At 59.7% G+C, this 25,786-nt stretch carries 16 protein-coding genes and 3 pseudogenes; 14 read left to right on the top strand and 5 right to left on the bottom strand.

The window, feature by feature from the left end:
* Positions 1–55 precede the first annotated feature (55 nt).
* Positions 56–1,267 (bottom strand): MFS transporter, encoded by a 1,212-nt coding sequence (locus BCM02_RS08855; RefSeq protein ID WP_148928676.1) that lies wholly within the window; start codon positions 1,265–1,267, stop codon positions 56–58.
* A gap of 187 nt (positions 1,268–1,454) precedes the next feature.
* Here BCM02_RS08855 and BCM02_RS08850 point away from each other — a divergent pair, with 187 nt between their 5' ends.
* Together BCM02_RS08850 and BCM02_RS08845 are read left to right on the top strand one after the other, a co-directional pair.
* Complete coding sequence (locus BCM02_RS08850) at positions 1,455–2,414, top strand: LysM peptidoglycan-binding domain-containing protein (protein WP_148928675.1); 960 nt, start codon at positions 1,455–1,457, stop codon at positions 2,412–2,414.
* 215 nt (positions 2,415–2,629) lie between these two features.
* On the top strand, positions 2,630–7,390 hold the full coding sequence (locus BCM02_RS08845) for an InlB B-repeat-containing protein (protein WP_187434086.1): 4,761 nt from the start codon (positions 2,630–2,632) through the stop codon (positions 7,388–7,390).
* 125 nt (positions 7,391–7,515) lie between these two features.
* Here BCM02_RS08845 and BCM02_RS35905 read toward each other — a convergent pair whose 3' ends face one another.
* Together BCM02_RS35905 and BCM02_RS08840 are read right to left on the bottom strand one after the other, a co-directional pair.
* A complete protein-coding gene (locus tag BCM02_RS35905) occupies positions 7,516–7,944 on the bottom strand; it encodes an RICIN domain-containing protein (protein ID WP_281288159.1) in 429 nt (142 codons plus the stop codon).
* A gap of 15 nt (positions 7,945–7,959) precedes the next feature.
* A pseudogene (locus tag BCM02_RS08840) lies at positions 7,960–9,312 on the bottom strand (family 43 glycosylhydrolase); the annotation flags it as partial.
* Positions 9,313–9,655: 343 nt separating this feature from the next.
* Between BCM02_RS08840 and BCM02_RS08835 the strand changes: the two are divergent.
* From BCM02_RS08835 to BCM02_RS36575, 6 genes and pseudogenes are all read left to right on the top strand, one after another.
* Positions 9,656–12,397, top strand: a complete 2,742-nt coding sequence (locus BCM02_RS08835; RefSeq protein ID WP_148928673.1) for a glycoside hydrolase family 2 protein — start codon at positions 9,656–9,658, stop codon at positions 12,395–12,397.
* 176 nt (positions 12,398–12,573) lie between these two features.
* A pseudogene (locus tag BCM02_RS08830) lies at positions 12,574–12,735 on the top strand (carbohydrate ABC transporter permease); the annotation flags it as partial.
* A 134-nt stretch (positions 12,736–12,869) separates the two neighbouring features.
* A complete protein-coding gene (locus BCM02_RS08825) occupies positions 12,870–13,850 on the top strand; it encodes a hypothetical protein (RefSeq protein WP_148928672.1) in 981 nt (326 codons plus the stop codon).
* Positions 13,851–13,920: 70 nt separating this feature from the next.
* Complete coding sequence (locus BCM02_RS08820; protein WP_148928671.1) at positions 13,921–14,391, top strand: hypothetical protein; 471 nt, start codon at positions 13,921–13,923, stop codon at positions 14,389–14,391.
* Between the two features lie 91 nt (positions 14,392–14,482).
* Complete coding sequence (locus BCM02_RS08815) at positions 14,483–14,860, top strand: YkvA family protein (protein WP_148928670.1); 378 nt, start codon at positions 14,483–14,485, stop codon at positions 14,858–14,860.
* Between the two features lie 9 nt (positions 14,861–14,869).
* Positions 14,870–15,313 (top strand): annotated as a pseudogene (locus tag BCM02_RS36575) (GNAT family N-acetyltransferase); the annotation flags it as partial.
* A 17-nt stretch (positions 15,314–15,330) separates the two neighbouring features.
* Here BCM02_RS36575 and BCM02_RS35900 read toward each other — a convergent pair.
* Entirely contained in the window at positions 15,331–16,209 is an 879-nt protein-coding gene (locus tag BCM02_RS35900) for a hypothetical protein (RefSeq protein WP_246183265.1), read from the bottom strand.
* Positions 16,210–16,425: 216 nt separating this feature from the next.
* On the opposite strand from BCM02_RS35900, the gene BCM02_RS08805 reads away from it, so the two are divergent.
* From BCM02_RS08805 to BCM02_RS08780, 6 genes are all read left to right on the top strand, one after another.
* Positions 16,426–17,454 (top strand): ROK family transcriptional regulator, encoded by a 1,029-nt coding sequence (locus BCM02_RS08805; RefSeq protein ID WP_148928668.1) that lies wholly within the window; start codon positions 16,426–16,428, stop codon positions 17,452–17,454.
* Positions 17,455–17,487: 33 nt separating this feature from the next.
* The gene (locus tag BCM02_RS08800) at positions 17,488–18,705 is read left to right on the top strand and encodes an MFS transporter (protein ID WP_148928667.1); all 1,218 of its coding nucleotides are present in this window, start codon (positions 17,488–17,490) and stop codon (positions 18,703–18,705) included.
* A 91-nt stretch (positions 18,706–18,796) separates the two neighbouring features.
* Positions 18,797–19,789, top strand: coding sequence for a Delta(5) desaturase DesA (gene desA, locus BCM02_RS08795; protein ID WP_148928666.1), 993 nt, complete (start codon positions 18,797–18,799; stop codon positions 19,787–19,789).
* A 138-nt stretch (positions 19,790–19,927) separates the two neighbouring features.
* A complete protein-coding gene (locus BCM02_RS08790) occupies positions 19,928–20,650 on the top strand; it encodes a DUF421 domain-containing protein (protein WP_148928665.1) in 723 nt (240 codons plus the stop codon).
* An 81-nt stretch (positions 20,651–20,731) separates the two neighbouring features.
* A complete protein-coding gene (locus BCM02_RS08785; RefSeq protein WP_425466163.1) occupies positions 20,732–21,685 on the top strand; it encodes a glycoside hydrolase family 43 protein in 954 nt (317 codons plus the stop codon).
* Between the two features lie 185 nt (positions 21,686–21,870).
* The gene (locus tag BCM02_RS08780; RefSeq protein WP_148928664.1) at positions 21,871–22,995 is read left to right on the top strand and encodes a GntR family transcriptional regulator; all 1,125 of its coding nucleotides are present in this window, start codon (positions 21,871–21,873) and stop codon (positions 22,993–22,995) included.
* Positions 22,996–23,134: 139 nt separating this feature from the next.
* Here BCM02_RS08780 and BCM02_RS08775 read toward each other — a convergent pair whose 3' ends face one another.
* The gene (locus BCM02_RS08775; protein WP_148928663.1) at positions 23,135–25,618 is read right to left on the bottom strand and encodes a family 43 glycosylhydrolase; all 2,484 of its coding nucleotides are present in this window, start codon (positions 25,616–25,618) and stop codon (positions 23,135–23,137) included.
* Between the last annotated feature and the right edge of the window lie 168 nt (positions 25,619–25,786).

Genomic DNA, 25,786 nt, shown 5'->3' with positions numbered 1-25,786 from the left:
GTAATCAATGGATTCATTAGCGGTACTAATCCGCCGGGATGACGTGCTATTCGGTTCACGCCTTTAATTCCCGCGAAGCGCCAGTGCCCGGTCCGCCAAGCCCGCTCTTGACCATGCAGAGGATCGCGGCCAGGACGAGCGCCACGGCGATGAGGAAGATCGACGGCGAGATGCCTCGGACGACGAGCGGGAACACGTAACCGACCATCGTAGCCGCCTGGGTGATGAGGACGTACAAGCTGGCGCCGAAGCCGGCGCGCGAGATGAACATGCGCTGGACGTAGCCCATCGCTACGCCATAGAAGATGGATACATAGAAGGAATGCAGCGGCTGCACGAGAAAAAACAGCGGCAGCGGCGGGCCGCTCGCGTACGCGATATAGCTGATAAGCCCGAACAAGCTCCCCAGCAGGATAATGCGTTTACTCCCATAGCGCATGGCCCAATAACCGGTCACCGTCATGAAGAGCAGCTCGAATACGGCCTGCACGCTCCATAAGTAGGACATGATCTCCGCCTGCCCGAACAGTTGGTTGACCACGAGCGGCAAATACAATCCGCGAATCGCGTCTCCGCAGCCGAGCAGCAGCAGCGCGGCGAGCATCCACGCCGAGAACGGTTCGCCAGCCGATTTGATCGCCGGCTTGATCCCTTCGTCCTCGGCCGGCTTGTAGAGTGCAAGTAGAACGAACAAGCAAGCGTAGCCGGCCAAATTGCCCCACAGCACCCCGTGAAACGAGGTCACCAAGTACAGATTCGCCCCCAGCAGCAGCCCGCCGAAGAAGCCGACGCTGAACGTCGCGCGCAGCCAGAGCAGCGCCATCTCGACGAGATCCGGCGCCTCCCGGGTAAAGCGGCTTCTCGCCAAGGCGTACAGCTGGCCGAGGATTAGCCCGGACGGCGAAGTCGCCAAGGCCATTCCCGCAAGGGCTGACCCGAAACCGTCCGCGCGCATGTACAGCAGTAAGCCGGCCATGCAAGCTCCGGCCGCGACGAGCGGGAGCATTTTGCGATTGCGCATGCGATCGCCGTAAATTCCCGCGATTAAGGTGACGACCATGTTCAGCAGCAGCGCGATCGCGAAGACGGCGGCGATCTCGCCTTTGGCGAGTCCGATCTGCTCCCGCAAATAAATGGCGTTCATCGGGGCTAATATGCCGGTCCCGATGCCGTAGCAGAACATGCCGGCCACGAGCGGCCGGGTTCCTTTGATCCGCGCGAACCGGGCGAGATCGCCTCGCGCCGCCGTTCCTATTCCAAGCCTCATGCCCAGCGTCCTCCTCGTCGATTCTAATGCGGCTATTATACCATTATTTAGCAGCATAATAGCAGGCTGCATTCGGCTTCGTCTAGGGCTTGCGGCCTGATTTTTCGGGCGATTCGATTCGCGAGGGGCAAATATAGTAGAATAATGTCTAGAGAAGCGATTTACTAGGGGAAAGGATGATTGAACGTTGAACGCAAATCAGCCAAGCAGCGGCCTCCAGCCGAGATCGGCGCGGAGCAAGAAGAACAAAACGCCTGCCCCGCCCCAAATGATCCTCGTATGCTTCCTGGCGTTGATTATTTTCGGCGGTCTTGTATATACCTTGACGTTATCGCCGAACGGTCCCGAGGACGTCTTGCAGCAGACGGTCGGCAAGAGCGGAGAAACAGCGGATGCCGGAGCGGCCAACGACCCGTCGGCGGATGCGGAGGCGGAAGGCAGCGGGGAAGAAGCGGCAGGCACGGGGGATGAGGACGGCGCGGATTCGGCGCCGTCGGGCGGCGATAGCGGCACGGATGGCAATGCGGCGATCGGTTCCGGAGAGAACGCGGGGCTTGGCGGCGTCGGCGAATCCCCGGCGGACGGTTCGGAGAACGGCGCGAACGCGGGCGATACGGGCGAGGCCGGGAACGCGGCCCAAGAGACGCCGACGTCGACTGCGGACGAACCGGAGACCGACGTCGAGAGCGCCGACGATGAGCCGGAGCAGACGACGGCTAAGCCGGTCGCGACGGCCAAGCCCGCGACGACGGACTACTCGAAGGTGGCGCTGCCGTATTCCTACACAGTTCGCAAGGGCGACACGCTTTATCGGCTCTCGCAGCTATTCTACGGTTCCAAGTCGCATGTCGGCGACATCGCCTCGCGCAACAAGCTGAGCAAGGACGCGGAGCTGACGGCCGGAAGCGTCATCGTAATCCCGGCGCCGTCGAAATCCCAAGGCGGCGATTCGAGCAGCGCGGACAAGCCCGCCTCCTCGGTCACGGCCGTCGTGCACACGGTGAAAGAAGGCGAGACGCTGTACAGCATCTCCCGGACCTATTTCGGGTCCAACAGCTACGCGAAGAAGATCGCGGCCTATAACAAGCTGGGCGACGGCGACGACGTCAAGGTCGGCACCAAGCTGAAAATACCGCCTAAGTCTTAAACGAGCGCAAGCTGATTCCGGGAAACCGGGGTCGGCTTTTTTTGTGCCTCGGCACAGGTGCGAATCTAGAAAGATACTCCTTTCTAGGTATAGAGATAGAGGGAGGATTGATCTATTATAAATAGGATTATTACGCAGACAGATGACATGACCGCCATGTAAACGGAATGAACGAGCGAACGCATAGAGAAGCGAAGACAGAGGAGCGGAGTTTGATGAATAAAAGGGGATTTATGGCGCGATGGGTTGCCTTCGCGCTGGCGATTATCATGATGACGAGCTTAGCGGGGCCTTACGCCTACGCGGCGGAGACGGCATTGCTGGATCAGAAGCAGGAAACAACGACGGGCGGATACATCTGGATGAACACGCACGCCGTCAAATATCAAACTTTCACGCCGGGAATTAGCGGGACGTTCGACCATGTACAGCTGCATATGGCTACCAAGAGCGGCAATCCGGGGGCAATTATCGTGAAGCTCTATAAAGAATCGAGTCTTTCAACCGTTCTCGCGGAGGGGAGGTCAACCGCGGCCACGAGCACGGGCTGGAACACGGTCGATTTTTCGGATACCGCCCCCTATCTAGATAAAGGAGTGGAGTACAGGCTCGCGGTATCGACGGAGTTCGGCAGCAGCACGGATTCATCAGTGGGCTTCTCGTGGTCCATCGCGACGGGCAATGCGTACCCTGGAGGGAAAGGACAAGGCGCTACTTTCGATTTTGCTTTTCGAACTTATATGATGCCGGATTATTCGGCATCGCCGACGAAAAGCAAACTTAGACTGGCGAAATCAAGCCTGAACGCGAACGGCGTCGACCAGACGGATATCATGTTGACCGTCTATGATGCGCAAGGAACCTTAATGTCAACGGGCGGCGCGGCGATTGCGATCACCTCGACGATGGGGACGGTCGGCGCCATTACCGACCATTTGGATGGTACCTACTCGGCAACGATAACCGCCCCGACTTCGGCGGGCACGGGGGTCATTAACGCGACGGTCGACGGCAAGCTGCTGACCGATAAGCCGAACATCGCGTTTACGCCGGTTCCGACATACAACCTTGTCTATGACGGCAACGGCAGCACGGGCGGCGCGGCGCCGCTGGATGCCGTCGGCTACGGCGCGGGCGATACCGTCATCGTAGTCGGGAACAGCGGAGGGATGACGAAGGACGGCTACGAATTCGCGGGCTGGAACACGGCGGTGGATGGCACCGGGACGAATTATGCTTCGGGATCGACGTTTGCCATGGCCGAGGCAGGCATGACGCTCTACGCGCGGTGGATAGCGGATCCGTCAGGTGTTTGGAAGTCGCTGGGCCCCGGGGAAATATCGCCGGCCAAGACCTTCTTCTCCTCGGTCGTTGTCGAAGACGGAACGCCATATTTTGCTTTTCAAGACTACGAGCATAACGGCAAAGCGACGGTGAAGAAATATGTCGACGGTCATTGGGTGACCGTCGGTTCCCCCGGTTTTTCGCCGGATAAGGCTACTTATATGAAAATCGCGGTCGACGGCGGCACCCCGTACGTGGGGTTCTCCGATCCTTCGAACGAGGGCAAAGAAACCGTCATGCGGTTTAACGGAACGGCTTGGGAGATGGTTGGCGCGCCTGGATTTTCCGCTGGCATGGCCACGTACAATTCGATTGTCGTCGACGACGACATCCCATACGTCGCTTATTCGCAGCTTGGCACCGGCAAGCTGGCCGTCAAACGGTTTTTCGCCGGAGAGTGGCAGGCTCTCGGTCCTCCAGAGGGGATAACGCCGGGGTATGCTTTTCAGGCTTCGCTGCATGTAGACAACGGGGTTCCTTATGTCGCTTATGAGGATGGGAGCTACTTGGACGACAAAATCGTCGTCCGAAAGTTCAACGTCGACAGCGGCAATTGGGAGCACGTCGGCGCGCCGGTCCCCGCCGCGGGAAGAGGCAGCTATCCTTCCTTGTATGTCGAGAACGGCACGCCATATGTTTCCTACGTGCAGCCAGACAACAAGTACCTATTGGCTGTCATGAAGTTCAACGGCAACGAATGGGAAAGCGTCGGGGACCTCTCCTTTATCGGGGGCGCCTCAGGTTCATCCTCATTGCGCGTGGTGCAGGGCATCCCCGTACTGATCTATCAAGGCACAGGTGCCAAAGCTTCGGTCGTGCGATATGTCGACGGACAATGGGAGATGGTCGGATCGGGCGGTTTCTCCAAAGGCGCAGCCGCCTATTTAACGGGGGATGTCGAGGGCGACCGCATTTATGCGGCTTATGCCGATCGCGCCAACGGGGATTTGCCGGTGGTCATGCGATATACGATCCCGCCGACCACCTATACGATCGACGCGCTAAGCGATTTGACGATGCGGGAGCTGAAGGGATCGTACGGAAGCGGCGCCCAGGAGACGAAGAGCGTTACGCTGACGCGGACCGGCACGGGCATCCTGGCGAATCTGGGAGTATCGCTGAGCGGGGCTAACGCGGATGCCTTCACGATTACGCAGCCTGCGGCGAGTACGCTGAATGAAGCGACGCCGTCCACCGCTTTCACGGTCAGAGCGAACGACGCATTGTCTCCCGGCACGTACGAAGCGATCGCCACGGTTCGCGCCGATCAGATGACGGACGTTGCCTTTCGCGTTCGGCAGGTTGTAAGCGAGCCGACCTATGCGGTCCACTATAACGGCAATGGACATACGGGCGGAACCTTGCCGACGGATGATAGTGCTTACGAGCAGGGCGCGACCGTCATCGTGGCGGGCAATAGCGGCGAGTTGGCTCGAACGGGCCATGGGTTCGCAGGTTGGAACACCGCGGCGGACGGCACGGGCACCGCATATGCGCCGGGTCAGAGCTTCGCGATGGGAGCAGCGAACGTGACGCTCTATGCTCAGTGGACCCTGGATGTCTACACGATTAACTTCGAAACGAACGGCGGCTCGCAGATGAGCAGCCAAACGGTGAACTATGGCGAGCTTGCGACGGCGCCGCAAACGCCGACGAAAGCGGGCCACACGTTCGGCGGCTGGTACGCGGACAGCGAATTAACGATGCATTTCGCGTTCACGACCGCGATAACAAGCGACACGACGCTGTACGCAAAGTGGACTGTCAACGCCTATACAGTGAGCTTCGAGAGTGACGGCGGCTCGCAGATGGGCAGCCAAACGGTGAACTATGGCGAGCTTGCGAAGGCGCCGCAAACGCCAACGAAAGCGGGTCATGCGTTCGGCGGCTGGTACGCGGACAGCGAATGGACGACGCCTTTCGCGTTCACGACCGAGATAACAAGCGACACGACGCTGTATGCAAAGTGGGTTGTGAACCAGCACACCGTGAGCTTTGAAACGAGCGGTGGCACAGCGGTAAACAGCCAAACAGTGAATTACGGCAGCGTGTCGATGGAACCGCAAGCGCCAACGAAAACAGGGTACGCGTTCGATGGCTGGTTCGCGAACAGTGAGTTGACGGCGCCTTTCGCGTTCACGACCGCGATAACAAGTGACACGACGCTGTATGCGAAGTGGACGGTCAACGCGTATGCATTGAGCTTCGAAAGTAACGGCGGCACGGCGTTGAATGGTCAAACGGTAAACTACGGCGAGCTTGCGACGGCGCCGCAAACGCCGACGAAAGCGGGCCACACGTTCGGCGGCTGGTACGTGGACAGCGAATTGACGACGCCTTTCGCGTTCACGACCGAGATAACAGGAGAGACGACGCTGTATGCAAAGTGGACGGTGAACAAGCAAATCGTAAGTTTTGAGACCAATGGCGGTTCGTCAGTGGGCAGCCAGACAGTCAATTACGGCGACTTGGCGAAGGAGCCTACAGCGCCAACAAAAGCGGGCCACAAGTTCGATGGCTGGTACATGAACGGCGAGTTGACGACGACATTCGCGTTCACAACGGCAATTACCGGCGACACAACGCTATATGCGAAGTGGACGCAAGAAAATACATCCACGGGCGGCGGTTCGAGCACGGCGACCGCGACGTCGCCGCCTCAAACGGTCAGCTCGACGAACGGACAACTTAAGCTGCTCGTCGGACAAGCAGGCGAGGTGAGTTTAGGTTCCGAGGTGAAACTGACCGTCCCGGCAGGCGCTTCAAGTATGGAGCTTGCCATTACGATCGAGAAAGTAACAGGCACGGACGAGCTGGTCGGAGACGATGCGAGCTTGGCCAGCCCAATCTTCGAAATGCTGAAGAACGATCCGAACCTGTTCCGCAAGCCGGTGACGATCAGCCTGATCTTCGATCCGTCGCGCATCCCAAGCGGGCAGCAAGCGGGCGTGTACTACTATGACGAAGTCGTGAAGGTATGGGTAAAGGTCGAAGGCGGCCAAGTAGACGGGAACCGGATTACGGTAAGCGTCGACCACTTCACGAAATTCGCCGTCTTCGCGGATGGTCAAGCCGAGACGGAGACGCCGGGGCGCGTAGTCCGCGATATCGGCGGTCATTGGGCGGAGGCAAGCATTCGGCAGGCGTTGGCCGGCGGTATTGTAAGCGGCTATGAAGACGGTACGTTCAAGCCCAATGCGACGGTGACGCGCGCGGAATTCGCGGTCATGCTCGTGAAGGCGCTGCAGCCGCAAGCCGAAGAAGCGCAGCTCGCCTTCACGGACGTCGGACAGATTGGCGTCTGGGCCAAGGCTGCGGTCGCCCGTGCGGTCAAAGCGGGCATCCTAAGCGGACTGCCGGACGGCACGTTCCGTCCGAACGCGGCGATCTCGCGCGCCGAGATGGCGGTCATGGTCGCCCGGGCGCTGGATCTGACGCTCGAGACCGGCACGGCGGCAGGCTTCGCCGACGAGCGGAGCATCCCGGCTTGGGCCAAGGGCGCCGCGGCCGCGCTCAAGCAGCTCGGCCTCATGCAGGGCGGACCGGCGGGCGCGTTCGCGCCGCTCGGCGAGTCGACGCGAGCCGAAGCAATTACCGTGCTGCTTAAAGCAATGGCGTACAAGAACGGCTAAGAGGCGGTTGAGCGGAGAGCACGAGGAAATACACACACCCAAAAAAGCGAGCCAGCGCATGACGCGCAGGCTCGTTTTTTGTGCTGCTTGTTGCCGATTTACGCCTAGCGGGAACGGACCTGCCTCTATTTCCGAACCAACTGCCACGTCTGCGCGGCGTTATTGGAATCCTGCCAAATTTGCACATTTGCTCCGTTCGCCGTGGAACCGCCCGAGATGTCGAGCGCTTTGCCGCTGTTCGGATTAATCAGCTTGAAGGCCCCGCCGGTACGTATGATCGCCCAGCGCTGGGCGGCATTGCCGCCGTAATCCTGCCAGATGTGGACATTCGTGCCGTCGGCTGTGCCGGTGCCGGCAACGTCGAGGGCCTTATTGCTGTTCGTGTTGACGAGCGTGTACGCGCCGTCGCCTAGACTCGCGATGCGCCACTCCTGCGCGGTGGAGTTATTATCCTCCCAGATCTGCACGTTCGTGCCGTTCGCCGTTCCGCCGCCCGAGACGTCCAGCGCCTTGCCGCTCGCCGGATTGATGAGCTTATAGACGGTTCCCGTCAGCGCAGCCGGCAGGTAAGGGGTAAGATCGAAGAAATCCAGCTCCGCATAGCCGTCTCCCTTGCCGAAGCGCACCGTGTTCCAGCCGGCGTTCAGCATCGTGCGGCGGGTCGACGTGCCCCAGTTCTCCCAGCCCTTATTGGTCACGTGGAGCGGCGCGGCCGCGCCGTTGATCGTCAGATTCAGCGTCGACCAGCCGCCGCCGGCCGTGCCGTTCGCCGTGCGCGCGGACAGCACGTATTCGCCCGCGGCCGCCGCATAGACCGAATAGTCAACGTAGGAGCTGGCCGTATCGATATGGCCGGCTTTGTTGCCGCCAGAGGCGCTCGTATCCGCGGAAGCATAAGCGCCGCCGCCGAACGCGCCCTCCTCGCCCTCATAACGGACCCGCTGGGATTCGCCCGACGGTACCGCGATCGGCGCGTTCGCCGGACTTGGCGCGCCGAGATTCGGCGTGTTGTCGCCGTTCCAGCCGAAGCGCTGGGCGCGGATCTCCCGGTTCCAGCCGGCGTTGTTGTACTTGGCGACATGGTAGACGATCCAGTCTTCCTTGCCGTCCGGCGAGGTCGTGAACGAGTGATGGCCGGGGCCGTATAGGCCGTTCGCCGACTTGAAGATCGGTTGGCTGCGCTTCGTCCAGGAAGCGGCGTTCAGCAGATTGCTGCTGGTGCTGGCCGTGATGAGTCCGAGGCAATAGTCGTTCGTCCAACTGCCGCTGGCGGAGTAGACGAGGCTGATGACGCCGCCGCGCACGATGACTTGCGGCCCTTCGTTCACGTTCGGAGAATGGTTCGTCTCCCAGGCGTGGACGGGGCGCGCGATTTCCGTCCGGTTCGAGCTGATCGTCCACGGATTGCTCATGCGGGCGATGTACAGGTTTTGCCGTACGTTCGTGTCGCCTTCCCAGCCGGACCAGATAAAGTACAGCTGGCCGCCCGTCTGCAGCACGGTGCCGTCGATCGCCCATTTGTTGGTCGAGTCCGTTATTTGTCCTTTGTTCACCCACGTGCCTTGCATCGGATCGGGGTTCGTGTTCTCGAGCACGTACATCCGGTGGTTGACGTTGTCGCCGTTATCCTTGGCGTAGTAGATGTACCAGGCGTTGTTAACGTAATGGATCTCCGGCGCCCAAACGTTGCAGCAGCCCGTCTCGATGACCCGGGACGGCGCGGCGTCGATGCCGGTGAGCGAAGGGCTTTTCCATATCGTCACGTTGCCGCCCGTCGTCTTCGTGAAGTAATAATAGCCGTCGGTGTGCTTGTAGACCCAGGGGTCAGCGCCGTCCTGCACGAGCACGTTGTAGAAATTGCTTTGGTGCGTGGCCGCGAAGGCCGAGCCGTACGGGATCAGCAGCATGCACAGGAGCAGCATCGCCAGTGTCAGTCTTCCGGTTCGGGTTAACGTTCTTCTCATCAATCATCATCCTTTCCGTTTGTCGGTCGTCGCCCGCATGGGGCGGGCGCACTTCTATCTATAGCAGGAGGCCGCGGAATAATAAACCGAGTCCCGCGATGTTCAAAAAATATGTCTACTTCTACTCCTATATATTAACTTGATGATTTATTAATTAACTTATGTATTGTTAAAACCCTAGCATTGTTCTAAACTAGCGTTGAATAAGCGGTTACATACACGATTAGTTAACTTCGATGTTGGTTCATTCTGAGGCTTACCACTTGAAATTCCATGACCAAGCAAAGGATGTGTTCGATCGATGACAACCCAAACGACATCGGCAGCAACCGTAAGACCGGAGTTCCCCCGGCCGGACTGGCAGCGCGCGGACTGGCATAATTTGAACGGCGCCTGGGCATTCCGCTTCGATCCGCAGGACGAAGGGAGCGGAGCGTCGTGGCAGGTCAGTCCGACGGCGGCGTTCGACCGCGAGATTATGGTGCCCTTCTCTTGGGCCAGCCCGCTCTCCGGCATCGGCGAGAATACGGCGGGCATCGGCTGGTATCGCCGCACGGTAGACTGGCAGCCGAAGCAGCGGGACAGCCGATTGTTCCTGCGGTTCGGAGCCGTCGATTATACGGCCGAGGCGTGGGTGAACGGGGTGTTCGCGGGCGTTCACCACGGCGGCTACGGCACCTTCGAGTTCGAGGTGACGGACGCCTGGCAGTCCGGCGGCGTCAATACGATCGTCGTCAAGGCAGAGGATCGCGACCGTGATTTCCAAACGCGCGGCAAGCAGGGTTATGGCGAGATTCGCGGCATTTGGCAGCCGGTATGGTTGGAAGCCAGACCGCGTACGTTCGTGCGCGATGCCAAATTCACGACGTCTCTGGACGGCACGATCCATGTGAAAGCCCGCATAGAAGCACTCGAGGCGGGTGCGGGGACGCTTTCGTTTGATTTTGCGCAAGGGGATGTGATGCACGAGGCTCAAGTGACGCTGGAGGCAGGCTTGAACGAAATAGATACTACGTTCCAGGTAAGCAGTCCGAAGCTATGGTCGCCGGAAAATCCGCATTTGTACGAAGGAGAGCTTCGGTTTGACGCCGCGGGGGGAGCGGACGTCGTACAGACGTACTTCGGCATTCGCGAGATCGGTTCGGCGCATTTCGGCGAGCGCGGCTACCGCTGGATTACGCTGAACGGCAAGCCGGTCTATCTGAACGGCACGCTGGATCAGTCGTACCATGCGACCGGCTACTTCACCTACCCGTCCGACGAGGAGATGCGGGACGAGATTTACCTCATGAAACGGCTCGGGCTCAACTTCGTCCGCATCCACATCAAGCCGGAAGAGCCGCGCAAGCTCTATTGGGCCGATAAGCTCGGCATTCTCGTCATGGAGGATATGCCGTGCTTCTGGGGCGCGCCGGACGAGGAAGCCCGCGGCGGCTACGAACGCGAAGCGCTGGAAGTGATCGAACGGGACTGGAATCATCCGTCGATCTTCTCCTGGGTCATGTTCAACGAGACGTGGGGGCTCAAGACGGAAGGCGCGAGCGGAGGTCTGACGGGAGATGCGGCGCAGGCGAGCAGCTACCGGCCGGAGGCGCAAGAGTGGGTCAGAAGCATGTACCATTGGGCGAAGCGGCTGGACCCGACGCGTCTCGTGGAAGATAATTCGCCGTGCAACTGGGACCATGTAGAGACGGACTTGAACACGTGGCACTTCTACATCAACGGCTACGAGCAGCTGCGCGGCCACGTGGAGGAGGTCGTCGCGAAGGCGGTGCCGGGTTCGGCGCACAACTTCATCGGCGGCAACGTGCAGACGGACGCCCCGCTCATGAACAGCGAATGCGGCAACGTCTGGGGCATCGAGGGCGGCGCGGGCGACAGCGATCTCGCCTGGCATTACCGGTACATGATGAACGAGTTCCGCAGGCACGACAAGCTGTGCGGCTTCGTCTTCACCGAATTCCGCGACGTGACGAACGAATTCAACGGCTATTACCGGCTGGACGGGACGGAGAAGGAGTTCGGCTACGAGGCTTTCGTGCCGGGCATGACGGTCGCGGATTTGCATGCGCCGGACTTCGTCGTCATCGACGCGCCGCCGTGTCAGACGATCGCGGCCGGCGAACGCGCGACGGTGACGCTGCTGCGCTCGAGCTTCTCGGATCGTTATCATGGACAGACGTTGACCGTGGCATGGGAACTAGCGTATGACAGTCTGGGGACGCGCACGACCGTTGCGTCGGGGACGCTGTCCGCGGCGTGGGAAGGGTACGGCGTCGAATTGCTAGGCGAGCTGGCCGTCATAATGCCGGCGGAGGATGCGGTGGCGGTGCTCGCGATCAAGCTGGTGGACGGCGACGGCCAGATTGTGACGCGCAACTTCACGACGTTCGACGTTCGGGGCGACCTGGCTTCCCGCGCGGATGGGGACGGCCTGTTCCTCCAGCTGCCGGTCGGCGGCTTCGGCGGCCAGACGTTCGCGCATCAATGGCAAGCGGTCGGCGGCGCCAAGACGACCGGCGCGGGAGCGGGCCGCTTCGCCTACGACATTACGCTGCCAGGTCAAGACGAGCTGGAGCTGATCGGGGAGCTTGCGATCGCGTTCGAAGCGGCCGCGTGCCGGCCGCTGGCGCGACATATCGAGGGCGCGAAGTTCGCGGATCATGGCATCAGCATGATGCACGGCGCATCGGCGCAGGTGGAGTATAATCCGAATACGTATTACATGACGGATGAAACGCGCCACGAATCCCGCGTGCACGTCCTCGTGGACGGCGAGCGGATCGGTTCGTTCGTACTGCCGGACGATCCGGCCGACAGCCGCGGCGTCTTGTCCTGGCATTATCAAGCGAAGCCGAATCGGCTGGACGAAGCCGGTTCGTACGGTTACTTGATCCAGGCGAAAGTGCCCGGCCGTCTGGCCGCCAAGCTGGACGCGCGCCGCTCGTTCAAGCTGGAGCTCGAGGCCGAGGACGGCGGCTTGTCGCTGTACGGCCGCAATGCCGGCCGCTACCCGATCGATCTGCTTATCCGCTGCCGCTAAGCATTCTTCGTCAAGTCCGAAGGCGTCACGCCGCTCGGGGGTGGTGCAAGCAAGCAATGCAAACCGTGTAACTCGGCTATTATGTAAATCTCATACCGGCAAGCCCAAAACCGTCTACGAAGACGGTTTTTTGTTTTGACTATGTAAATTCTACGTTTTAAATGCGCATTCTCTTTGCCGAGGGAGTCGTCATCGACAGCGCCTCGAGCGCGACCGCGTACCGCGAACTGGTCCAATATTGCACGATCGTCGTCTCGACGCTGCCGATTCTGACGGTGTATCCGTTCCTGCAGAAGTATTTCGTGAAGGGCGTGTACGTCGGGTCGATCAAAGGGTAGAAGAGAGCTGTCCAACGTCTAGCGGCGTTGGGCGCTTTTGTGCGTTCGTGACAGGAAATATCTGGGGTATTATTCTCGAATGTGCTACTATGATCGGGATGGTGATTAGCGGTAGAACCTAGGAGGAGGAACCAATGAGCACGACATTTCAAGTGTATCCGACAACCGCAAACATACCTCGATTGACGGAGCTTTTGGAGCTCGCGAACGAAAAGCTGCATGCCTTTTTGCGTTCGCTGGAATTAGAGATCACGCCGGTGATCGGCGTGCGGATCGGGGAGGCTACCATCGAAAGCGGTTCATCGAGTACGCTGACGGCTCGTTGGGATGCGGACTACGCCTGGTTTTTTGTGACACCGAGTGAGGATGGCGGAGGATCGGATGCCTATTTCAGCACCGTAGATGAGCTCGTGAATGATATGTGGAAGGAATACGAGGATAAAGAGGGGCCTTACGCGGAAGTGTTTAAGTCCCTTTCCATCGGGCACTACTGGGAGTTGCGCCGGTCGGTTGGTCAGCCTGCTATTATCAATGCGACGTATGGTTTTCTCGCCGCCGCGCTAGCGGAATTGACGAACGGATTTATTTATTCCGATGATGGAGCTTGGCCGGGGCCGCCTAAGCGGGCAGAACAGTTCGAGAGCGAATACTTCAATCCTTCAAAAGTGGCTTATTACGACAAAGCAAAATGGATTGTATACTGCATGGATAATATCGTCGAGGACTATAAAGGCGAGTCCTACGTTTCACCTATACGCATGCTTGTTGAGCACGAATGGCCGTTTGATGAGAGAGTCCGATTCGCCCCTTCGGGACGCATGCTGAAGGAAGGACCTGAGGAAGGCGATCAACTGATCATCGTCCATAGCGAGTATTTCGACTTTCCTTACCTTGTCGTCAATCGATTCAAGGTAAAAGCAGATCTACAAGAATGGCAGCGAATACATAGAGACCTGGTAATTAAAGACCGCCACCGAATTGGCCATTTGCTGACGAGCAAAGTGGCAGACGTCGACCTAAGGCCTTTGCAGGAGGAGAGAAACCTCACCTTCTGGGCGAACTCCCTGCTGGTCAAGGATATCGAATCGCTTCGCAAACAAATCCTCCGTGCATAGTCCACGTCCTTGTTACATAAGGCGCGAGCAACCGTAGAGTACAGCAGTAATCGCAAAAGGAGGTGCTCTCATGAAAAGACCGATTGCAAGTCTAGCGCCGCTAGGTCTGCTTCTCGCTGTTTTGCTAGTCTTGAGCGCATGCGGCAGCGGCACGAAACACGCGGAGCATGTGGAAGTATTCGTCGCGGAGACGCTGGAGCAGAACGAAGCGGGCTTCTACGAGACGACCGGCTTCAAGAAGGTGAACGCGGTCACGACGATCGAAGAAGGGAAGAACCACGTGAAGACGGACACGAAAACCATCGAGGACTACTATGATACGGCAGGTCGGCACATGAAAACCGAAATCGCCCACTCTTATCTGCATAAGTCCCACGTCACGCTGGCGGAAGACAAGGATCAACGCACGGCGACGCTCGAGGAACCGGCCGCCATCCTGATCCCCGACGGAGAGACCGGTCCGTTCAAAATGAACAAGATGACGGAAACCGAGAAAACGAAAGTCCGCGAGCATGTGCAATCTTTCATCGATAAATTATAAGCCGAGTCTCGATGAGATTGCGGATGTTCGATCGCCCCGACCGGTGAAGTTCATGCTACAATGAAGCATCTTGATTGCTAGGAGACCAGCCATGATCGCGCAATTGAAAACTTGGGCGAAGCAGCTCAAGAAACAAGTCTTCGTCCTCTATTTCGCCTACAAAGACGTCCGCACGCCGTGGTACGCCAAGCTATTCGCGATCTGCATCGTCGCGTATGCGTTCAGCCCGATCGATCTCATCCCCGATTTTATTCCGATCTTAGGCTACTTGGATGACGTCATCCTAGTTCCCCTGGGCGTCTTGCTCGCGCTCAAGCTGATGCCGGACGCCGTTCTCGCGGATGCAAGGGGGAAGGCGGAAGAGCGCATGAAAGGCGGCAAACCGAAGAACTGGTTGGTTGGAGGTCTGATCATCTTGATTTGGATTGCTGCCGTCACCGGACTCTTGATGGTATTCGTGAATCGATAGGGGGATTCGATGGATCTGAATCTATTCTTTACTAAGCCGCCCGTCTTGGAAACCGAGCGGCTATTTCTCCGGAAACTAGAGTTGGAGGATGCGCCGGCGTACTTCCGTTTTGCCCATGATCCCGCGGTGTCTGCCGCAACGTTGTGGGAGCCGCATGGGACGATTGAGGATACGGTGAAAGAGTTGAGGGACGTCATGCATAAATTCGACAGCAGACAAGCGATACGCCGGGGAATTTTTCTTCAAGCAACCGGGGACCTGATCGGCAGGACGGGACTTATTCGTGTCGATCCCGTCCATGACAACGCCCATCTTGGCTATGCGATTGCTAGCGAACATTGGAATCGAGGCTACGTAACGGAAGCGGCGAAAGAAGTCCTGCGATTTAGCTTTCTAGAAGCCGGACTTCATCGCATGGAAGCTCGCTGCAATTCGAATAACGCGGCTTCCTATCGCGTATTGGATGCTATTCACTCCGTGATTCTCTCCCGCGAGTTTCTTCTCCGGAACGGCAGCGACAACCCGACCGCAGCCAGCATCAGCAGTCCGCCCCCGCCGCTGGCGAACGGATACAGAATCGGGAAGAACAGACTTGGCCACACCTGCAAAATCCCCGACCGATAGCCGACCGAGACTGGCGTGGCGTTCGACTGATTGACGTAATTCGCGAGCTCCGGCTGGTCCTTCCATTCGCCATACGCTACCCGTTGTTCGGTAACGGCGCCGCGCCGATCCACGGATAGCATCCGCCAAGCCAACGTTTCCGGCTTGAAATTAAACCCGACGCCGTCCGCCCGCTGCACGAGCACGAGCCGTTCCTCGCCTTCCTCCCGTACGAGCAGCATCCCGTAGTACCCGTGATACCGATTCTCGTCCAAGTATGCAGGACGAACTTCCGCCTGGCCGCCGGTCGACCAATCCACGCCGTTTATCGTGATCTGCAAGGCCGATTGCGCTCGGCTGTCCCTCGTCACGTCGCCGGTCAAGAAGCGATCCGTCACGCGGATCGACTGTCCCTTCCAGCTGTATGCGCGTTCATAGACTGCAGCCTCATCGGACGGCAAGGCAATCTGTCGCGCGTAATCGTCAAGCGAGCGAATCGCAACCGTCTTGCCGCCATGCACAAGGCTGTTACGCAGCGAGAAGCCGGAGATCGGCACCCCCGTCCCTTCCCCCAGCACCTCGGCATCGCCGGGCTGCGCGGAATTGACATAGATACGGTCGATTATGAAATGGTTCCGCACCTTGGCGCTCGCCGCGTATTCCAGCCCCATCGCCACGATCGGCGGCGCGGAGAACAAGAGCAGCAGCGCCGCCCAGCCGGTCAACCACCATCGCCATTTGAACATGTTCGATCACCTCTTGCACTTAGTATAGGCATGCGCCTGCCGCTCCGTAAGTTCTATGTTTTGTAGGACCCTACCGCGAAAGCCCCGCTTAAACGCAAGAAATAATCCGCCGCGTATTGCCCGGATCCGCCGTTTCTGCTAAGATGATCAGGACTTATTTAACTTGTTTAAAAAGTAATAAATATGCGATTATGCGACGGAAGGCGTTGAGTTCACATGACCGATTTGCACACGACGCCGAAAGAGATGAAGAAGGCGATTATTCAGCGCATTCGGGCGGCGCTTATTATGATGGGCAGCGCGACGAAGGCGGAGCTCAGCCAGCGGCTGGGCATCAGCTTCCCGACGATCAGCAAGTTTCTGGCGCAGATGGAGCTAAACGGCGAGATCCGCTGCTCCGGGGAGGACGATTCCAGCGGCGGCCGGCGGGCGAAGCGGTATGCGTATGATCCTGAATATATGCTGGGCCTGGCCATCTTCGTCGAGAAGACGGAGACGAACTATACGATCTTCGATTGCGTCGGAGACATCAAGGAGCAGGGGACGACGCCAGGCGTCTTGCTGGAGAATTCGCAGCTGCTGGCCGATCATATCGAGGCGCTCATCGAGAAATATCCGAAGCTTCGCTCAATTGCGATCGGGGTGCCGGGCGCGGTCAACAACGGACGGATTATTTTCATCCCGCCGTACCCGCAGTTCCACGATTACGACTTGAAGGGCACCTTCGAATCGCGCTTCCAAATCCCGGTCGTCGTCGAGAACGACATGAACGCGGCGGTGCTTGGCTATGCGTCGAACATGGAGATCGAGGACGAATCGCTCGTCTACCTCTACTTCGGGCAGAACGGGCCGGGTTCCGGCATTATGATCAACGGCGACGTCGTGCGGGGGAGCACGTTCTTCTCCGGCGAAATCTCGCTCGTTCCGCAGTACGATGACCGGACCTTTCTTGAGGCGCTGCAGGAGGGGGATCGCAACCGGCGGGCCGTCCTGACCGGGGAAGGTCAGGTCGACGCGGTTGCCCGGCTTATCGCGACGTACGCCGTCATCACGAATCCGCGGGCGGTCGTCTTTTGCGATGACGAGGTGGATGAGGCGCTGCTGGCCCGGATAACGGAGCGGAGCACGGCGTATATACCGCGGGAGCATGTGCCGCTGCTGACGATGAGCGATTGGAAACAGGATTACTTGGGCGGGCTGCAGCATTTGGCGCTCGATCTAATGATTGCGGGAACCGATGCCTAAGCTTAGGCGTATACGAACGAATGGGGGAGCGACATGGCAACGTTTTTCTTGATCATCATCTATTTGGCTTTCATTAGTCTGGGACTGCCGGATTCGCTGCTCGGCACCGCCTGGCCGGTCATGAGGCAGGAGCTGGAGGCGCCCCTTAGCGCGGCGGGGCTCGTGTTCATGACGATCGCGGCCGGCACGATCGTGTCGAGCCTGCTGAGCGGCCGCGTGTTGAACCGCTACGGTACGGGGAAAGTAACGCTGATCAGCTGCATCATGACGGCGGGGGCGCTGCTCGGCTACGCCTTCGCGCCGTCGCTCGCGTGGCTGTTCGTCTTCGCCGTTCCGCTCGGGCTTGGCGCGGGCGCCGTCGATTCGGGGTTGAACAACTACGTCGCCGCCCATTACAAAGCGCACCACATGAGCTGGCTGCACAGCTTCTGGGGCGTTGGCGCCACGCTCGGACCGATCATTATGGCGCAGTTCATCACGGGGCGCAGCGACTGGCGCGATGGCTACTTGACGGTGGCCGTCATTCAATTCGCGCTCGTGGTTATTCTGCTCTTCACGCTGCCGCTATGGGATCGGGTCGCACGAACTGGCGGCGTGAACGGCAGCGATAAGGCGGAGGAAGAAGTCACGGTCTCGCATGCGAGCGACGCCCGCCCGACGAAGCCGCTGCGGATCAAGGGCGTCAAGCTGGCGATGCTGTCGTTCCTGTTCTACTGCAGCGTCGAGGCGACGGTCGGCTTATGGGGAAGCAGCTTCCTCGTCGGAGTGAAGGAACTGTCCGCCGCGCAAGCCGCGCAATGGGTGTCCTTCTACTACCTGGGCATTACGGTCGGCCGTTTCGTCACCGGCTTCATCACGTTCAAGGTTAGCAACCGCCGGCTCATCCGGAGCGGGCAGCTGACGGCGATGGCCGGCGCGTTGCTGCTCCTGCTGCCGCTGCCTTCGGTCTTCGCGCTCATCGGCCTCATCGTCATCGGCCTTGGGCTTGCGCCGATCTTCCCGTGCATGCTGCACGAGACGCCGGTCCGGTTCGGAAAGCGCCATTCGCAGACGATCATGGGCTACCAAATGGCGATGGCCTACACGGGCAGCACCTTCCTGCCGCCGTTCTTCGGCTTTCTGGCTTCCGCTGTCTCCATCGGCGCATTTCCTTGGTTCATTGCGGTCTCGGCGGCAGCGATGCTGCTCTGTTCGGAGCAGCTGAACGGACGGTTGGGCGCCAGGGAGTCCAAGCCGAATTCGCAATTTTAAGCTTATGGCATCGTTCGATTGGTTTTAACGGTCATCTTCGTGGTAAAATAAAGCAGACTGCATATTTTCCAATGAGAAAAAGGAGCTTGCAATGAAATTAACACCAGAGTACGGCCGTTTGAGAATGGATATTACGGCCCAAGGCAAACCGGATAGGCGGAAGAGCATCTGGCAAATGGTCAACACCATCATTCCCTTCATTTTGCTTTGGGCGGCTGCCTATTTATGCTTGTCGGTTTCCGTTTGGATCACTTGGGCGCTGGGAATCGTGGCCGCCGGTTTCCTGGTAAGGATTTTTATTATTTTCCACGATTGTTGCCACTTCTCGTTTTTCTCGAGCAAGCGCGCCAATGCGATCGTCGGCACGATCACGGGAATCCTTACTTTTTTCCCTTATGAACAATGGAAGAACGAGCATGCCATTCATCATGCCACGAGCGGGAACTTATCGCGTAGGGGCACTGGCGATATATGGACGCTGACGACGGATGAATACGCGGCGCTCTCGTTCTGGAAGCGCCTCGTGTATCGTTTGTACCGCAACCCGCTCGTGATGTTCGGACTCGGGCCGATCTATATTTTCCTGGTGGCGTATCGGGTGAACCGGCGGGAAGCCAAGCGCAAGGAACGGTTGAACACCTATTTGACCAACGTCTCCATTGCGCTCATGATGGCTATTCTCTGCTGGACGCTGGGATGGCAGGAAGCGCTGCTCGTCTATGTGCCGATTCTTTACGTAGCGGGCGCGGCGGGAATATGGCTCTTCTATGTGCAGCATCAGTTCGAGGATACGTATTTCGAGCACGCGGAGGAGTGGGATTACGTCAGCGCGGCCATGCAAGGGAGCTCCTATTACAAGCTGCCGAAGATCCTGCAATGGCTGACGGGGAACATTGGGTTCCACCACATTCACCATCTGGTGCCTCAGGCAACCAACTACCGGCTGGAGCATATCCACCAGAGTCATGAAGTGCTGCGGAATGTCCCGGCGATCGGTATCCGAATGAGTCTGCAGTCGCTCCGGTATCGGCTGTGGGACGAGACGAACAAACGTTTCGTGGGGTTCAGAGCAGTTAGAAGGTAACGCGCAAATAAGGTCGCTTCGCGGAAGCGGCCTTTTTGTGTTGGGCAAGGATCGGCGGAGGGAAGAGCATGAGCATAGGTTGGATAACGTTGGGGCATCCTACGCGGCAAACAAGCATGATGCGGAGGGATTGCAACGGTGGAGTTCTTCAAAAGCCAAGAGTCGCTGACGGCGTTACAGTGGATCCTGAGAAGCATCGTCGGCTTCGTCTTCTTGCTCGTCGCGGCGAAAATGCTCGGGCAGCGCTCGATTTCGCAGCTCCGCTTCCTCGACTTCATCATCGCCCTGACGCTCGGCAATATTATTGCCCACCCGCTGTCGGATGAGCATCTGGGGCTGAAGGGCTCGATGATTACGACGGTCATGCTGGTCGTCCTCTATATGGCCTCGATCTGGTTGAGCTTGAAGGTGCCGGTGTTCAAGCATTTTTTCGACCCGCCTGCCTTGACGCTCATCCAGGACGGCAAGCTCAATTACCGGAACTTAGGGAAGGCGAAACTGCCGATCGAGTTCTTGTATGCCGAGCTGCGCAAGTCGAACGTAGAAGATATCGCGAAGGTGGCGTACGCGGCGTGGGAGCCGGGCGGCACGCTGTCCGTCTTCGTCCATCCGGCGAATCAGCCGGTGACGCCCGAGGACTTGAAGCTGCCCGTGCAGCCGTTCAACCTGACGAAGCCGATCATTACGGACGGTCATATGAATCATGAGCTGCTGCGCGACATCGGCAAGGAACAGGCCTGGCTCGAGAAACAAATCCAGCCCGCGCGCTTGTCAGACGTTATTCTGGCGACGGTGGACAGCAAGCATACGGTGCAGGTGCACGCGGTGCGGGAGAACGGCAGCGGTTCATTTTATACTTAATTAAGGCTACTCGTCCGTTCCTAGCCCCGGTATGATGGTGTGGCGCACAGCGCACCGAATACGAGAAAAGAGGGGATTGCGATCGTGACAGCCACCTTCACGAACCCGATCATGTCGCCCGGCGCGGACCCATGGGTACTCCGGCATGACGACGGATTCTACTACTTCATGGTTACGCAGCGGGACCGATTGACGTTATGGCGCTCCCGGTCGCTCGCGGGAATCGCGGACGGAGAGCAGCGGATCATCTGGCAGCCGGAGCAGCCAGGACCATACAGCTTCAATCTGTGGGCGCCGGAAATTCACCGGCTGAACGGACGCTGGTATGTCTACTATACGGCCAACGATGGCGGCGGAGACGATACGCGGCGCGTATGCGTGCTCGAGAACGAAGCGGATAATCCGCTGGAGGGCGAATGGATATGGCGGGGCCCGCTCGCGACGGAGCGGCCGGGACTGGACGGCTCGGTGCTGGAGCACGGCGGATCGCTCTACTTCTGCTATGCGGGCTACGGGCATTTCCCGGACTATGGTTCGGCGCTGTATCTCGTGCGAATGACGGACCCGTGCACGCTTGCCGGACCGGAGGCGCTGCTCACGGCGCCGATGCTGGAATGGGAGAAGCAGGGAGGGATGGCGATCAACGAAGGACCCGTCTTCCTGAAGCGGGGCGGGCGCGTCTTTCTCGTCTATTCCGCCAGCACGACCTGGTCGGAGGACTACGCGCTCGGCCTGCTGACGATGGCGGAGGCGTCCGATCCGATGACGCCGGGGGCGTGGACGAAGACGCAAGAGCCGGTCTTCCGCAAATCCGCCGCGGCCGGGGTGTACGCCACCGGACATAACAGCCTTACCGTCTCCCCGGACGGCGCCGAGGATTGGATCGTCTACCACGCGCTGCCGGAGGCGGGGGCGGATACGAAGCTTCGCAGCACGTTCATCCAGCCGTTCGGCTGGCGGGAAGACGGCACGCCGGACTTCGGCACGCCTGCCGGATGGGGCGCGGCGCTGGCGCTGCCTGCCGGCACGGAATAAACAGGAGAGCGGGACGATTCCGCGGCCGTCAATGGATGGCTGAGGGATCGTCCTGTTTCGTTGCGCAAGATAATGGCATGTGGTCTTGCCGCAAGACGGTGACAACGCGTTAGCCGCGTGCCACTCGAAAAAGACGGCATTGTCCGACCGCCTTCGCCCGAAGTATAGTTAAAGTGGTGATCGCCATGAAGGACATGCCGTTATACAAACAAATTCAACGCGCCATCAAGGCGCAAATCGCGCTCGGCAACCTTCGTCCGGGCGACCGGATACCGTCCGAGAAGGAGCTAGCCGAGCAGTTCCACGTCAGTCTGATTACGACCAAGAACGCGCTTAGCGGCTTGGCAGACGAAGGCGTCGTCGTGCGCGCGAAGGGCAAGGGCACCTTCGTCGCCGGCGAGGCCGCCTTCGGGCTGCGCATGCCGCCAGCCGGGGAAGCGGCGACTGGCAAGCCGTTCTCCGTTCCTGCCGAAGAAGCCGCGCGCGCCGGCGGGATGATCGGCATGATCATCCCGTCGATGCGCACGAAGGTCGAGCAGCGGCTGCTGGACGGAATTGAAAGCGCGGTCAACGAGCGCGGCTATACGCTCGTCATCCGCGTCTCCCGCGGCAGCGCGGCGAAGGAACGCGAATCGATCGCCCAGCTGCGCGCGCTCGGCATCGCCGGCCTCATCCTGTTCCCGATCGGGGCGGCGCACGAGCGCCAGACGGTCGATACCGCGATCGCGCTCGGCTGCCCGCTCGTCCTGATCGACCGTTATTACGCCGATCTGAACGTCGCCAGCGTCAGCTCGGACAATCGGGCGGGGGCACGGATGGCGGTCGCGCATCTGGCCGGAGAAGGGCACCGGCAGCTTGCGCTGCTGACGCCGCCGCCGGAGCACAGCGTCGTCGTCGACCGTCTGGCGGGCATCGACGAGGCGCTGGCGGAGCAAGGCATTGCGGAGGCGTCGGTCCGTCGGCTGACCGTGCCTTATGAACGATTCAACGTCCCGCTGGAGACGGCGACGGATGCGCTGGAAGAATGGATGCGCCTCCATCATGCGGCGTTCGCGGCGATCGTGGCCGTCGACGTCGAGCTGGCGCGGGCGGCCTATCGGGCGCTCGTCCGGCTGTTCGGGCCGGTCGAGGCGCGGCGCAAGCGAATCGTGACGTTCGACGATCCCGAGATCGAAGGCATTGCCTACATCCGGCAGGCGATCGCAGCGATCGGCGAGCGGGCCGTCGCGCTGCTGATGGAGCAGCTTCGGACAGGGGCTGGGACGCGCGGGCAGCACGTCGTGCCGATGGCGCTCATGACATCCCCTTAACGAGGGTGAGTCGAAATGATCAAGACATGCCAATACGCGCAAGGGGCTAACCCGGGCGTCATCCGAGGATGACGCGCCGGGCTAGCCCCTTTGTCATGTAAACGTGCTTGTAGCTGCGGTCTGCGGCATGAATCGTACGTTAAGGCGAGACGCGGAAGTTATCGAACCGCGTGGCGTTGTTCATCGTCCGCAAGCCGACTTTGCCGTGCGTGAACGGATTCGCGCCGTTGTCGGTATACGAAATCTTCGGCGTGTTCATATCGCCGACGTACACGCGGATCGTCGTGCCGCTCGCGACGACCTTCATATGGTGCCAAGCGTTAGCCGCCAACGCGACCGGAGCGGAAGCAAGCGCCTCGTAGCCGTAGTTCATTTTGCCCAAGTAGACGCCATCCGGCTTGAGGAACGCATAGTAGCCCTGCACGTAATCCGGATTGTTCGCGAGCACCGTGCCGTTGGCCGGGTTATTCACGCGCACGAGCAGTCCGGCATCGCCCGTCGTATCGACGAGCTTAATATCCGATTCCGCCGTATAATCCGCCCACCGTTCGTTGCCGATCGTCGTCTTGGCGAACGCGCCGCCGCCCGCCGATGCCAGCTCGCCGCCCGTCACCGACCAATTGCCCTCGAAGCGCGTCCAGCCGTTGTCGTTGCCGTCGTTGAAGTCGTCGAGCAGCGCCGTCGTCGCGTCTCCGCGCGAGAACGTCATGCCGCTCAAGTCGAATTCGCCTTTCACGATCTCGAAGCGCAGCTCGTGGTTGCCGGCGGTTAGATATAGTCCCTTCTTGCCGACCGTCTTCCAGCTCTCCCAGTCGCCCGTGCTCGGCACAGGCACGATGCCGGTAAGGTCGGTCGCGCCGTCCCAGACGCGGAATGTCGCATCCGTGAACGTCGTCGCCAGGCGCACGTCCAGATCGTAGTAGCCGGTCTCGGCGACGTTCACCCGGTATTTCAGCCATTCGCCCGTCTGGTTCCAGCCGACGATGTTTTTGCCTTCCGCCGCGGAGCTCCGGATGTCGACGTCTCCGCCGCGGTATGCGCCGCCGAGATTGCCCGCCGACAGATCGTGGTATGCGCCGCCCTCGCCGCCGTTCATGTAATGCACGGCTTCTATCTTGCCGGGCAGCGGCTTATAAGCGTTCCAGGCGCTGCTGCCGTTGACCTTGTTGCTGAAGGCCGCATAGCCGAAGTCGGCGTGGGCGTCGGTCGTCGTATAGCCGATTTTGCCGCCGCCAAGTCCGCCGACCGTGCGCGTCTGCTTCTTCATGCCGTCCACGAACACGGTGAAGGCAGAACCCGCCTTCTCCACGCGGATGTTGTGCCACTTCGTGTAATCGTAACCGGCGGGAAGCGCCGCGTACTGCCAGCCCTGGCTGACGCCGCCGACGACGAAATTCGTCTCCAGCCGGTTCAGGTTGCGGTTCAGCACCGCGACGCCGTAATTGCTCTCGTTGGTATAAGAGAACACGGCGCCGAATACCGGATTCGCGCTCGTTCCCTGCTTGATCTGCTTGGCGTTGAATTCCGCGGTGTAGTCGGCGGCCGAGGAGGCGGCGGTCACCTGCCGGTACGTCGTCGTATTGCCGATCGTATCCTGCCACATCAGCTCTTGGTTGTAGATGCCCCACGTGCCGCCGCCGACGTTCGTCCAGCCGGCGCCGATCGCGGTCCGGTTGAAGCGGTCTTCGAAGTCCGGCAGCTCCGGATTCTGCTGAGCCGTCGTCGTCGGTCCGAGCACGAGCAGCTTGTCCCCGTTCCAGACGACGCGGTCCATGTTCATCTTGCGTCCCGGATAGACGGCGTTGCCGCCGTGGGCGTGCGAGTGGTAGACGATGTAATCGGAGTCGAGATCCGGGCCTTGGACCATGCCGTTGTGCCCGAGTCCCACATTCGTGCCTTCGGTATCGATCAGCACGGGATTCTGGCCGGAGGCCGGCGAGAAGCCGGTCGTCGGGCTTGCGCTCGTCGCGTAATCGACCCGGTAGACGGTGCTCCAGACGTGGTTGCCGGTATACGTCATGTAGTACTTCCCGTTCCGCTTGAACGTCGTCGAGCCTTCGGTCCAGCCGGCCATGGTCAGGCCGGTCGCGACCGGCGCGCCGAACGTCGTCGGCGTCGGCATCGGGCGGGCGATCAGCGTGTCGGCGCCCGTTGCGTAGAAATACCATTTGCCGTCGTCGTCGATGAAGACGTTGCCGTCGATGCCCATGCCGAGGTTGCCGGTCTGCGCCGTGAACGGGCCGGTCGGACTGTCGCTCGCCAGCACATAGTGGCCGCCGCCGCCCGGCGACGAGTACATGTAGAACTTGCCGTTCCAGTAGACGACTTCAGGCGCATAGGCTGCTTTGGTGACCGCTTCGGTCGTGCATAAGCCGCGGTACGTCCAGTCGACGAGGTTGGTGGACGACCATACTTTCACGCCGGTCTGGTCGTCGACGGTGCTGACGTACAGGTAGTAGGTGCCATTGAACTTCAGGATGTACGGATCGCCCTCGCCGTAGAAATCGTTGTTCGCCCATCGCCACGAGCTCGAAAGATTGAACGGGTTGCTGTAGGCGTAAGTGTGGACCGGCAGCAGCATGAGCGCCGCCGTGCCGAGGATTAGCGTTCGCCAAGGTTTCATATCGGATCATCTCCTTCAAGTTGGATAAGAATTGGTGTTGCTCCAGTCGGTATGGAGCCGCGGCACCTCCTTGCATCGAAATGATAGCGTTTGCAAGTTGGAGTATAGCAAAGGGGAGCCGCATCCGCTTATAACCGATTAGATATATTTTTTTGGGAATCAAAGGGA

The sequence above is a fragment of the Paenibacillus methanolicus genome, from assembly GCF_008124765.1.
GTDB lineage: Bacteria > Bacillota > Bacilli > Paenibacillales > Paenibacillaceae > Paenibacillus_Z > Paenibacillus_Z methanolicus.
The sequence above is the reverse complement of the archived record's forward strand: the minus strand, read 5'-3'. Positions and strand labels throughout refer to the sequence as shown.